Genomic DNA, 13,454 nt, shown 5'->3' with positions numbered 1-13,454 from the left:
TTTCACTGGAGAGGCGGGTCGTGAGGGGTCGGAGTTCCCGGTCCCGGGGTCTGGTGATCTCGGTGATCGGGGTGGGCTGGATCTGTCGTCCTCGGCCGGAGATGGTTTCACTGGAGAGGCGGGTCGTGAGGGGTCGGAGTTCCCGGTCCCGGGGTCTGGTGATCTCGGTGATCGGGGTGGGCTGGATCTGTCCTCCTCAGCAGGATCGGGTTCCTCGGAACTCCTCGGCACGGAAGGCGTGAGCGGCCCCGGAACCAGTGGGGGCCCGTCTTTGATCGGAAGCGGCGGTTCGGTGCTCACACCGCCGCCCCCGTCGACGGGTGACGGAACAGGTGGCACCGGCGCGGGCGAGCTCACGGCCCGGCCCGACTCCGGATCGGCCGGCGGAGCAGGCGGGGCCGACGGAAGCAGGGGACCGGGCTCGAACGGTACCGACCCTTCGGGCGGCTTCGGCGGGGGAACCGTGTCGGAGGGTTCCGGGGCCGCACCACCCGGGCAACAGGCGGCTCCGGGACAGACGGGGGGCGCCGGAGGGTCACCCATGATGCCGCCCATGATGCCGCCGGGCGGTGGCGCGGGCGGAGGCGGAGGCGGAGGCGGGGGTGCGCAGGAGCGCAGCCGCACCACGTGGCTCGCCGAGGACGAAAAGATCTGGGGCACCGCGGCTCGGGGCGGCCCCTCCTCGTTGGGACGGCCGGTCCCCGGACGCGACAAGGGAGTGAGTGGCGTTGGACATGTCTCTGCAGGCCCGGATGGAGGAGTCTCTCCGGGAGCTCCGTTCGACACAACAGCGCCTGGCACGGGCAAGCGCAAACCTGGAGTCGGCTACCGCCGAAGCCGTGTCCAAGGATCGGATGGTCAGCGCGACGGTGAACGCGAGAGGGGAGATCGCTGAGCTGAGGTTCCACACCGACAAGTACCGGTCGATGGCCCCGGCCGAACTCGCCTCGGCCGTCAAGGACGTGGTGGAACGGGCCCGGCGCGATGTGGCACGGCAGGTCTCCGACGCCATGGGAGGCCTGGCACCGGGAGACTCCGCGGCCCGCGCGCAGGCGGTCGCCGGTGATCCCTCGGCCCTGTTGCAGGAGCTGGGGCTGGGGCCGGTGGAACCGCCGCGGTGACGGTCCGCTCTCGGCACGGGTGTCGACCGCCCGGCCCCTGAACCACTCGGACGACGTGACGACACAGGACAGGGAGGAGCATGCCATGACCGACCGCATCTCGGTCGACCCGGACGCGGTGGCCAAGGACAGCGCCGGCATCGGAGAACTCGCCGAAGAGATGCGTGCCATCCACCGGTGGCACGAGGACGCCACGGAAGCACTGGGCCGGTGCTGGGGCGAGGGCGACGCCGTGGCCAAGTCGTTCGAGGAGAACTACGTTCCGGCCCGCGACCAGTTCAGCGACTTCCTCACGGCGATGACCACCGCGCTGGAGAAGACCGAGGAAGGCCTCATGGACACCGCCGAGCAGTACGCGCTCGACGAACAGTACGGCCTCGACAACGCCATGCGGCTCACCGGTGTCCAGGACGGCGGAGACATCGGCGGGAGGCACTGACACCCATGGGAATGGAGCTGCCCCCCGAACTGCGGAACCTGTTCATGGTCCTGACCGGGTCCGAGTGGCCCACGGCCGACGAGACGCGGCTGTGGGAGCTCGCCCAGGTCTACGGCACCACGGCGGACCGTCTGGAGATCGATCTGCCCCAGATGGTCATCCGGATCAAGAACAGGGTCCGGGAGAACTTCGACGCCACGGCGGCGGACTTCTTCGACGAGTCGGTGGACCAGTTCACGGCCGGGGAACGCAATTACCTCGGCGAAGGCACGGCGGTGGCCCGGGAGCTCCAGGAGTACGTTCACAACGCGGGCACACAGGTGCAGTACGCCAAGTGGACGATCATCGGCCAGCTCGTGCAACTGGCCGCGGAGATCGCGTGGGCGATCGCCATGGCTCCGTACACGTTCGGGGCCTCGATGTCCCAGATCCCGATCTTCCAGGCGATCGCGCGGACGGTCATCGGCCGGGTCATGTTCCGGCTGCTCTCACAGCTGCTCCAGCAGATGATGATCAGCCAGTTCTTCGCGCTCACGATGGACGCACTGATCCAGCGGATCCAGATCGACAACGGGGTCCGCGACGAGTGGGACCAGGACCTCACCGAGCAAGCCGCGCAGGGAGCCACGCTCGACGCCCTGTTCGGCACCGCCGCCGCGTTCGGCGGCCAAGCGCTGTCGGACCGGTTCAACCGCCTCCTGGGCAACAACACCGGGCCGGCCATCGCCCACCGGCTCGACGACGAGCTCCCGTCAGGACTCGGTCCGGGGGCAGGCGGCGGGTTGCCCGAAGCGGTCGGTTCGGTGATGGGCCGCAACAACGACGAGCTGCTGCGCCCGTACGGCATGGACAACACTCCGGGGTGGTCGCGGCCGGTCGACGGTGAGCGTTTCCGTACCGACATGGGGGAGGGCTTCGCCGACTCCTTGGGGACGACGATGGGCCGCGACCAGGCACGGGAGTTCGGGGAGCGCTACGCCGACGCGTTCGCCCGCAACTGGGGCCGCAGCGGTCTGGACGAGGCTCTGAACAACGTGGTGGCGACACACGGCCGCGACCTCGACCCGCGGATGCGTGACTTCCTCACCACCGGGGTTCCCAACGGGGTACGCGAGGGGCTCTCCGATGTCGGTACGCACTGGAAGACCTTCCTGGCACAGCTCGGTGGGCAGGGCATCGCCAACGCCGGCCAGGGGATGCTCAGCGAGGGTTTCTACAACCTGCTCTTCAGCGATGAGAAGTCCTTCTCGATCACCTGGCTCTCGGGGGTGTCCGGCCTGGTCTCGGGTGCTCTGCAACAGTCCCTGACCCAGGGCGGGCTGCTGCTCGTCGCGCACCTCGAGCGAGCGGGACTTCCCGACGGGGTCCCCCCGTTGCCCGAGCCCCCGATGGGCTCGGCCCCGGACGGGGGCACGACTCCCGGGGCCGGGGGGACGGCGCCTGGGGGCGGCGGAGCCTCCCCGGAGACCACCGGCGGAACGCACGGGGAAGTGTCGGCCGCCGACCGTTCCCCCTCGGGCCAGGGGGAGGGCGAGGGAGCGAAGGCCCCGGACCCGCAGCCCGCCTCGCCCGAACGCGTCACCACCGAATCCTCCGGGACGGACGGACCGACCACCGCGCCGACCGGTTCCTCCACCGGAGCCGGCCGCGACGGCGACCCGGCCCCGGAAACAGCACCGTCTCCGAACGACCACGGTCCCTACCGGCCCGCGGCCCCACCGGCAGAGGACGGCGCCTCCGAGGAGGACGCCGTGGCAGGGCCGGGCCGCGACCAGGGCGGCGACCGGGACCCGGACAGCACGACGTCTACCGAAGACGTCCATCTCCCCGCTGCCCCGGGGCAGGAAGAGCAGGCGCCGGAAGAGTGGGCGTCCGACGCCCCGGAGTCGGAAGGGCGGGCACCGGAAGGGCCGGAACAGGAAGAACGGGCGTCCGACGCCCCGGTGCCGGATGCGGAGGACGGGGCCGGTACGGAGGGAACCGGTGCCCGGTCCCCGGAGGAGCGCCCCTCTTCCGTGGCCGTAGGCCAGGAGCACGAGGACGGGATCCCCCCTTCCACGGAGGGCGAGACCCCCGTGGCGGGCGAGGACGGTCCCACCGCCGGGGGAAGCGATGGTGCGGCCTCCGATGGCGCGGACCGGGTGCTCGGAGGTGAGGAAGAGCAGGTCCGGGGGACGGCCGGCCCCCCTCCATCGGCCTCCGACAACGCCGGAGACGGCCCGGGCCGTCCCGGCGCTCCGGATCCTTCGACCACCCGCTCCCCTCAGGAGGAGGCCGACCCCGACGCGCCGGCCCCCGTCTCCTCCGGGCTGCACCCGCCGGCGAGCTGGCAGGCCACCCGTGAGGGCGCCGAGCCCGCACGTGTGGGCACACACCCCGGCAGGTCGGGGGTCGACACCCGCGGGGTCGAGATCCTGGACGGATCAACCAAGGACCGCCCGATCACCTCGATCGCCGAACGCGGCTTCGACGTACGCCGGATCCCGCTGCCCGACCCCGAACCCGGCGGCCCCGACCACGTCACCGAACTGACGGTCCGGCTCCGTTTCGACGCCGGGGAAGGGGTCCGCCCGGAGGAGGCCGAAGCAGCGCGACGTACCTTCCTGGATCGGGCCGACGAAGTCCTCAACCAGCGGTACCGGCTCCCCGGCAGCGGGGACCAGTTCCACGTCCGGGTGGAGCCGGTCGGCCCCGAGGGCCGTCCGCACTCCGAGACCACCTGGTCACGCGACAACCCCGACCTGCCCGGACGCAGCGACACCGCCCATTGGCGCCTCGACGACGGGGCCGACTTCTGGCTGCACGAGTTCCTGCACCGCATCGGCCTCAATGACGAATACCTCGACCCGTCCCGGGAGGAGGGCGGCCGTCCCCCCGCCGTCCTGCGGAGTTCACCGGACTCCACCGCCGTGCACCGGGCCGGCGGTTACATGGACGCGCCGGTCGGGCGCGGGGGACGCCCGCCCCAGGTCCTCAACCACTACCTGGAGCAGATCGAGGCCCAGGTGCGGGAGGCCTCCCGGTACGATCCACCGGCCCGCCCGGCCGACCTGCCCGAGAGCTCCCACCGTGACCTGACGGCCCTGCTGGACCCCGAGGGGACGCGGGACGGCGCCGACACGATGGACCTCTTCGGTGCTGCCTACGACAGGCACGTGCGCGGCAGGGACGAGGAACGTGTCCGCGCCGACCTCCCGCCCCGGCTGAGGGGCGAGTTCGACCGTACGGTCACCGAGTGGACCGGCGACGGCAGGTGGGAGCGCGCTCTCGACGCGGCCCGCGGGGCCGGGATGGAGGGGCCGCTGTCGCAGATGCCGACCCCGGCCGCGCCCGTGACCACCCAGGGGGACGGCGACCACCGGGCCGCCGCGCCCTTCTCCCGGTTCTTCGGGTCAGGCGGTGACAAGAGGCGGGGCGAGGAGAGCCATCAGCTGCAGGAGCGGCCGCGGCACGGCCGGAACCGTGGTGAAGGCTCCGGAACGGGGGAGGGGCCCTCGAGCCCTCCCCGCAGCCGGGTCCAGCCGGACGGGGACGCGTCGGACCCCGTGGACACCGAGGGCGACACGTCGAGTCCGGGCCGGTTGCCGGACGGGAACAGGGTCGAGGGTGAGACCGAGCGCCTGCTGACGGAGTTCACCCGCCCCGGTTTCACCCTCGAAGAGGGCGGATTCCCCGGAGTGCGCCGCAGCGGTGCCGACGTCGACGGGCTGCGTCAGCGGCTGCTCGACTTCATGCACCGTCAGGGTGTGGAACCGGTGGGCGAGGGATTCGGAGAACGGGTGGCCCGCTTCGTCGACAGGCCCTCGGGCCCGGAGCTCGAGATCCCCGTCCGCGGTCGTTCTGGGAACACAGGAGCAGCACAGGGGCAAGCCGGCCCGCCCGAGCGCGGCCGTCTCCGGGTGAGCGCCGAGCAGGTCTGGTACGACACCACCGACAGCTCCGGAGCGCGGAACCGTCCGGCCCACACGGCCGAGTCGCGTGCCAAGGCCGTGGGGTCCGGCTCCCAACAGTCCCGCAAAGCGGTCAACGTCGCGGCACCGCTGACCATCATCGGGGACGTCGCCGGCCATGTCTCGCTGTTGTCCCCCCGGGGCAAGGTTTCCTACGCCCACCGGCAGCGGGGCACCGACTACCAGACGAGCAGGGAACGCCGCCACAAACGTAAGATCGACGTCGTCGGAGACACGCCCGCACGCTTCACCGGGCATCTCGGGATCAAGGCCGCCCTCGACCTGGACCCGCCCCGGACCGCGGGCCCCGACGGGAACGGACCGCCTTCGCAGCAGCCTCGGGAGGGGGGCGATCCAGCGGACCGACCGGCTCGGGAGGAAGAGGCCGAGGGCCGCCGGACCGTGGAGTACAGCGATGCGCTGAACGGTGTGTTCGACGTGGTCCTTCCCGGCAGATTGCGCACGTCCGGCCAGGCAAACGCCCCCGAGAACTTCCGCACCGACCACGCCGGTGTCCCGGTACGTGCCGCGCGCTTCTCACGTGCGTTGAAAATCCTCCCGGGCCCTGGATTGGACCAGCTCCGGAGGCGGCTGCCGAATGTGTCGATCGAGACGTCGAAACTGCACGAGAACCTGGGCCGGATGGATCTCGGTGAGGTGCTGCGCCTGCCGTACAAGGACGCCGAGGGCCGTTGGCAGTACGCCGAGATCAGCGGTGGCCCCGTCGCCTACGACCGGATCGGCCCGGAGATGTCCGACTCCTCGTTCTCCGACACGGACAAGACCTCTTCCACCGCACAGACCAGCGCGAGCAGGTCCAACAAGCTGGACGGCCGGATCGGTCTGGGTGCCCGCATCGGATCAGAACCTTCGGTGGTGGTCAGGGCCGGTCCGGACTTCGGCGGCGGCGGCAAGTACGTGGGCAAGTCCACGCGCAGCACCGAGCACGGGAGCGAACGTGTGCGCGGCCCCGGCGCCAAGGGCGATTCCGCCTATTACACGGTGGAGCGCAGGTACCGGATCACGACCACCGAGGACCGTCCGGTCCCGGCACGGCCACGGGCCGGCGCGCAGGGGGGCCGCGGAGCCGGGGGCCGGGCCGGGCCGTACACGCTGTCGCTGACCACCCTCGACCAGGTACTGACCTCGGAGGCCTCGCAGTTGGCCCGGGCCGGGACCGGGGACGGCAACGGCGGAGACGGCGGCCGTGACGGCAGGGCCGGAGCCGACGAGACCCGGAGCGGTGCTCACGGGGACCAGGACGCCCCCGCACAGCGCGGACCCAGCACCGGACGCCGGCACCTGGGCGATTCCGTTCCGGTCCAGGCCGAATGGAGCGACGGGCACCTCCGCGATTCCCGGCACCGGGCCCCCTTCACCGCCGTGGCGGACCGTGTCCACAGGCAGGTCTTCGCCGCCCACCCCGAACTCGTCAACGATCCCGGCGCCGCGAGCGACCCCCACCGCGGGTTCTTCGGGCAGGTGTGGAAAGGACCGGACCTGCGGGCGGCCAACACGATGGCGATCTACGAACAGGTCGAGCGCGCGGTCGCCGAATCGGACACTCTGCTGTCCGGGGGGCTGCCCGTCGTTCTGCGCACCGGGGGCATGGGCAACGCCCTGACCCCCGCGGGCAGGGACGATCGCGACGGGGCCGGCTTTCTCACCGTCCGTGTGACCGGATCACTGGAAAGGGGCCGACCGGACGGTTCCCGCAGCGACGGGTCCCTCAGCTCCGGCCTCAACGCGTGGACGACGCAGGGCTCGGGCAAACAGGTCACCACGTCCGGCGGGGCCGACCTGTCGGGCGGGGCCCAGCTCCGTTTCGGAGAGACCGGCAGCGGCCTGCCCGCGGGCATCTTCGAGGTCGGAGCCAGCGGCTCCTACGAGAAGGAATGGGTCAAGCCCGCCTCCTACACCCGCAAGTCCGGTGTCCAAGCAGCTTCCACCGCGAAGGGGGACGTGGACTCCTGGATCTACGACTTGCGGTTGGAGGCCTCGATCGGGACCGGTGCTCCCGTCGACGTCACCCCGACCACCGAGGAGGGAGGCCAGAGCCGTATCCGGCTGAGGGTGGAGGGGCCGAGGACGAGCCGGCTCCCCGGAGAGCCCGGGCCCGACCGCGCGGCCGGGACGCCCCTCGGGAACGCCGTGAACGCGCTGGAAGAGGCACGGGGCAACGTGGAGACTGCCCGCACACGGCTCGTGGACGACGAGCAGCTCGCCGGGGATCTCCCCGATCGGGTGGAGGACCTTCGAGCCGCCTATGAGGAAGCGACCGCCACGCGCGAAACGGTCCGGGAGGCCGTGCAGGCATCCACCGAGGCGGTCGAGGCGTCCGAGGCGGCCGACAGGGCTGTCCCCGAGGCGGACACCAGACACCGGGAGGAAGAGCGAAGAGCGGTCCGGGCCCGGGCGGCCGCGGCCCTCGCCTGGCAGGAGGCCGCGAACCGTCTCAGGGAAGCGGCCGAGGCGAAACTGGATCACGCCGACGCGCTACGTGGAGCGAGCGGCCCGCCCCAGGGACAGGACGGCGGCGGTCGGCCTCAGCAGCCGGCGCGCCCTTCTCCGCCGGAGTTCGTCGAGGCCGGCACGGCAGACCTCGACCACGAGTCCGGTCGAGACGCGGTGGACTCGGCCCGCCGGGCCGCCGGACGCAACTGGGCAGCGGCCGACGCGGCGATGCGATCGGCCTCGGACCACGCCGACCGGATCTCCGCGGCGGTGGCGCAGGCGCCGAGGGGCACCCGACCGGAGACCGCTGCGGCGGAACAGGCGTGGGCGAGGGCCGAGGAGGCAGAGAAGGGGGCCCGGGCCCGCGCCGAGGAAGCGGGCGAACAGGAGAAGGCGGCGAACCGGAGCAGGAAGGAGGCCGCGGCGCAGGCGGGAGAGGCCAGGCATGAGGCCGTGACACGGGCCGAGGGGTCCAGGCAGGCGAGAGACGAACTGGCCAGGGCCCGAGATGCTGATGGCTCGGCCGCTGAACGATTTCAGCGAGCGGAAGAGACCCACAACGCTTCCGAAAGCGCTCGCGACCGGCTCGATACCGTCCGGGAAGCGTTCCACGCCAGCCAACGGGAAGAGCTGAAAGCACACCACCGTGCTGCGGAGGACCACCGACGCCGGGAGGCCCAGAATTTCGCAGACGAGCGCGACGCGCGCCTGCGCGGGCGCACCGAGCTGGACCTCGACGCCCTGCCCCACGCCCCCGGGAACACCGACGCGCGCCAGCTCGGGGAGGCCATCGAGGACGCCGTCCGCGAAGCCCCCGGATACGAGTCGTCCTCGCGTTCAGGGGAGGCCGTGGCCCAGTACCGGCGCCACTTCGGCTCGCCCAAGGCCCTGGCCGCGCACTCGTCGGACCTGCACAACGGAGCTCTTCCGCTCCAGTCCCAGTTCGAGGACGGCACCTTCCAACGCGCCAACATCTCGCACGATCTGCGAGCGGAACGCACGTCGATGCGCGTCTCCGACGCGGTGCCCGACAGCAGCATCCAGCTCACGTACAAGACGGAGTCCACCCGCTCCTCCGGGACCGGCGGCGGATCCGCCGTCAACACCAACATCGGCTTCAAGGGCGAGGGCACGCCGAACCCGTCCGACTCCCGGCACAACCGCCTGGGGGGCCAGGTCGGCGTGGTGCCTTACTCGACCAAGGGGGACCGGAACAAGGGCAGCTCCCTGACCTTCACCGAGGAGGACGCGCTCACCCTGCCCGGAACGACCGTGAAGGTGACCGCCACCGAGGAACTGACACTCGATTCCACGATCCGCAACCGTTACAACTTCGGAGCTTCCCTCCCCTACGGATCCACCGATTCCGCCCAGAGGGTTCTCGGCTCACCGACCGGAGACTACGGCGAACAGGTCACCTCCGAGACGCGCTACCGTGCGCTCGATCTCGCCCAGAACGGCTCCCTGGCGGGTCCGCACGGCCTCGACACCGCATTGACGGACGCGCGCTCGGCGTCCCCGAGGATCGGGTTCGTGCCCGGCAACGAGGGAACCGGATACGCACTGGACGGTATCGACACGAAGAGGGCCCTCCAGGGCATCGTGGATGCAGTGGGCAACGAAGGGTTCACGCTCACCGAGCAGAGCAAGCACGACATCCGGGTGGCCCTCTCACCGACCAACACCCGCGGAACCAACCGGCGCCTGCAGAACGGCGGCCTGGTGCTGTCCGTCAACACCCTCAGGAGCGGGAGCGAGCGCGGATTCAGCACCGGCGGCTGGATGCGCCTGCAACTGGCCGGCGACAGTGACGGCGCACCCGGTTTCGGGTCGGTCGAGTCGGGGTTCTCCTCGGCACGTACCGACTCCGAGTCTCCCGAGCAGAACAGTTCCGAGGGCAAGCAGAGAAAGCACGGACTGACCGCCGGGGTCGGGGGCGGTTTCAACCCCGTGCCGGCCACCGGCACCGATTCCGACGGGGCCCCCGTGTTCCCGTCCGACCGCTACTGGGCCGTCCCCTTCTCGGCCGGCACCGGGTGGGAGAGCGCGACCACCAAGACCGATCTGACCTCGGACACCAAAACCGAGAACACCACACGCACCGTCACTGCTCCGGGGATCAATGTCACCCGACCGATGAAGGTCCGCTTCACCCTGTCGCTGGACAACAGGGCCGGGACGGTGTTGACCGGTGACGTCCGCGCCGGCACTCGCCAGGAGATCGCCCAGACGGGATCGTTCCGTCTCCGCCCCGAGCAGGCCGGTACCCCGGAAGCGCCCCCGAGCGTCCCGGTCCCGGCAGGGGACCGCCGAGAGGACCTCGCCGCCGATCCCGACGCCTTCGCCCGCACCTGGCGCGGGCAGGACGGCCGCTCGGCGCTGCCCGAGGCGATGGTCGAAGACGTGGGGTACGGCCCGATCTCGCACGCGATGCTCACGGCGCAGGCACGGGCCCTCGGCTGGGAGCCCAGCGCTGCGGACCGGTCCGACGCAGGGGCAGCCGTCGACCACCTCCGCAAGAAGAAACCCGGTGCTCGGGCCCCCGTGCTCGGCGCGGCCGCAGACGGCCAGGTCCTGCGCGAGCAGTTCGGAAAGGCGTCCAGGGACGATTCCGGTGCGTTCCTGGTCGGTAAGGACGGCCAGGGCCCCTTCGCCGTCCCCGGCCTCGAGACCCAGCTGTACACCCGTCCCGACCCGTCGGGTGCCACCATCCTCGGGACCGGGGAGATGGAGACCGAACGCGACCACCAACACCTGCACCGCCAGGAGCGTTCCGAGGCGCAGGCGGGATCGACCGCGCTCAACACGGGCACGGACGCGTCCGGGATGAAGGGTCTCGACCCCACTTCTGCCTCCGATTTCCAGGAGGACTCGGTGATCGTCGGGGGCGGACCGAGCACCGCCGGTGCCAACAGCACCGCGGCCGGCGGAGGCAAGCATTCCTCCTCGAGCATGCGCACCGACACGGGGTCCCTGCCGGAGAAGGGGCGGGGGTACCTGGTTCGAGTACCCGTTCAGGCCCTGCTCGTCGCGCAGGCCGGCTCCGGCAAGAAAAAGGTCGCGGCCGAGGAGGTCGGGACCACCGTCGACCTGTGGCTCAGCCGCGAGCAGATCACGGCCCTCGGTGCCGGGGTGAGCGACCAGACGTTCGAACTGTGGAACACTGTGGCCATCTCCCAGGCCGCTGCCGCCGGTACCGAGAAGGATCTCGGTACGGCCTTGGACGGGGAACTCGGACTGAAGCGGGACGAGAACCCCCGGGTCGACACCCGTGCCGCCCTGGACCTCCTCACCTTCCCTGGAGCAGACCCCCAGTTGTGGTCGCCCGAGACGTCGGACGCCGTCGGGGTGCTCCGCGACTATTTCGGCCCCGCTTCCGGAAACGGCATGGGTCGCCAGACCGCCGGCTGGGGGACCGACCAGGCAGCCGGGGAGCGAGCGGCCCAGGAGCAGAAGAACCGGGCCGAGGAAGCCGAAAGAGCGTTGCAGGCCCTGAGGCGCGGTTCGGGCCCCCCGGAAGGGCTCGCCGCGGACACGGTCGAGGCCTTGGACGAGCTGTACGTGCGACGCGATGCGCTGCACGAGGCACTGAGTAAGCACAGGCAGGCTCTGGACCACTACTTCGACGCCTTGCGGGGCGCGTCCACCCCCGAAGACCGGACCACCGACGGCCCGACCGACCGGACCCAGGCGGTCGGGCCGCCAGGAACCCCCGCAGCAGCGAGCTCCAGCGGAAGCAGGCAGGAGCAGCTGAACAGGGACTACTCCGAGGCGCTCGGCACAGCCTGAACCAACCCACTGACCACACCAGTCCCCTCCGACCGCGCGACCCACTGCGGCCGGCCCCTGACCACCGGAAGACGTCCGGTGACCGAAAGGACACGACGAAGAATGACGGAGCACAACGAGGCAGCACGCGGGCCCGCTCGTACAGGCCCCGTACTCAGCTCGACGGGGGAACCGCCCACCGAGCGGGCCACCGATGCCGTCGGGGCCCCGCCGGCACCCCTCCCGGGGCGATCCGCCGCAACCGAGAAGACCGAGGCCGCTGCCACGACCGCCGAGGAGAACGGCCGTGGGCGCAGCGCCCTGCGCGCCGCGCTGGCGGCGCGCAGAACAGGAACGGGACAACAGCCGTCCGGGGACGCGGAGTCCGCGCACCAGCGGCCCGGTAGACCCTTCATGGCGGTCGCTGCCATCGCGGGTCTGGTCCTGGTGTCCGCACCCTTCGGGCTCTCCCTGGCCCAGGAGCAGAGCGCCGGGACCGCCGCTCTCGACAGCGACCCCGCCTCGGCCGCCCTTCCCGAGCAGGCGGCCGACACGGCGGTCGGAACCGGAACCGGAACCGGCTCCGGCTCCGGTTCCGGGCTCGAGGGTTATGTCCCCGAAGTGTTGCCGGAGAGCCCGGCGGCCCCCGGAGGTGACCCGGAGGGACCGGCGGACGGCGGTGGTCCGCCGGAACGGCCCGTCGAGCCCCAGGACGGCTCCGGCGGCCCGGACTCCGGCAACGGTGATCCGCTTCCGGGTACGGCCGGGGCCGATGACCAGGACGGGCAGGAGGAGGACGGGGACGCCGACCGGGAGGTCTCGGTCGAGGAGGCCTCTCAGGAACAGACCCCGTTGATCGACCTGCTGACCGGCCGCGGTGGCGAAACGGACGACGAGGAAGAGGACGGTTCCGAGGGCGACCGGGACGGCGGATCCTCCGAGGACGAAGAGGAACAGCCCGGCCCCGACCATGGCGACGCAGAGGACGCAGAGGACGCAGAGGACGCAGAGGACGCAGAGGACGCAGAGGACGGGGAGGAGCCCGATGGCGCCGCGGCCGAGACCATGAGCGCCGCCGAAGACGACAGCGGCAAGGACGACAGCGGTGGGGGCGGTGGTGGCGCCCAGGCCGGAACCGAGGAGGACCAGGGTTCAGGCGGAGAGCCCGCACCGGAGGAGCCCCGGGCCCACGAACCTCAGGCTCACGAGCCCCAGGCACAGGAGGCCCCCGAACCCTTCCGCGCCGTGGCCGGTCCGGGTTGCGAGCAGGAAGGTGCCCGTTACGGGATCCAGGGGGACGGTGTCTGGCGTTCCGGCCCGGCCGGCTACTCTGGGGCCGGGTGCGACGACGGTTACGATGTCATGGCCGTGAGCGGCGACCCCGACAACGGCGGCACCGCCGCCGAGTGGACGTTCCTGCCCGGACGCGCCGGTGCCACCTGCACGGTGAAGGTCCTCGTCCAGCCCGGAGCCGATCCGCTCTGGGCACACGGTGTCCACGCCCACTTCCAGGTGTTCGACGGAGAAACGACCGACGGCGCCCCCCGCGCCGGGTTCGAACTCACACCCCCGGACGAGGGCCGCTACTGGGGGCTGGCCGAGCTCGAGAACATGGGTGAGTCGTTCACCCTGCGTATGGCCAACAGGGGTGCCTACCCCGAAGGGGAGGAAGCCCCGCAGCTCCCGGCGTCGGTCGTCGAGACCGAATGCCGCTGAACGCGA

At 71.5% G+C, this 13,454-nt stretch carries 4 protein-coding genes; all 4 read left to right on the top strand.

Annotated elements, in window-relative coordinates; translation table 11 throughout:
- The first annotated feature begins 752 nt into the window (after positions 1–752).
- Complete coding sequence (locus D473_RS0100150; RefSeq protein ID WP_083917869.1) at positions 753–1,121, top strand: YbaB/EbfC family nucleoid-associated protein; 369 nt, start codon at positions 753–755, stop codon at positions 1,119–1,121.
- Between the two features lie 85 nt (positions 1,122–1,206).
- Positions 1,207–1,560 carry a hypothetical protein gene (locus tag D473_RS0100145; RefSeq protein ID WP_026126460.1) on the top strand — a complete coding sequence of 118 codons (354 nt, stop codon included), beginning with the start codon at positions 1,207–1,209 and terminating at the stop codon, positions 1,558–1,560.
- Positions 1,561–1,571: 11 nt separating this feature from the next.
- A complete protein-coding gene (locus D473_RS23855; protein WP_051042898.1) occupies positions 1,572–11,753 on the top strand; it encodes a WXG100-like domain-containing protein in 10,182 nt (3,393 codons plus the stop codon).
- 102 nt (positions 11,754–11,855) lie between these two features.
- Positions 11,856–13,448: a hypothetical protein gene (locus D473_RS0100135; protein ID WP_020380406.1), complete on the top strand. Its 1,593-nt coding sequence runs from the start codon at positions 11,856–11,858 to the stop codon at positions 13,446–13,448.
- Positions 13,449–13,454: the final 6 nt, after the last annotated feature.

Source organism: Nocardiopsis xinjiangensis YIM 90004, assembly GCF_000341145.1.
In the GTDB taxonomy this organism is placed as follows: domain Bacteria; phylum Actinomycetota; class Actinomycetes; order Streptosporangiales; family Streptosporangiaceae; genus Nocardiopsis; species Nocardiopsis xinjiangensis.
This window is presented reverse-complemented; position numbering and strand designations above follow the sequence as displayed.

What these genes read in the sequence shown, in the direction of transcription:
- D473_RS0100150 (WP_083917869.1), top strand. Translation starts at nt 753, where the DNA reads ATGGAGGAGTCTCTCCGGGAGCTCCGTTCGACACAACAGCGCCTGGCA.
- D473_RS0100145 (WP_026126460.1), top strand. Translation starts at nt 1,207, where the DNA reads ATGACCGACCGCATCTCGGTCGACCCGGACGCGGTGGCCAAGGACAGC.
- D473_RS23855 (WP_051042898.1), top strand. Translation starts at nt 1,572, where the DNA reads ATGGAGCTGCCCCCCGAACTGCGGAACCTGTTCATGGTCCTGACCGGG.
- D473_RS0100135 (WP_020380406.1), top strand. Translation starts at nt 11,856, where the DNA reads ATGACGGAGCACAACGAGGCAGCACGCGGGCCCGCTCGTACAGGCCCC.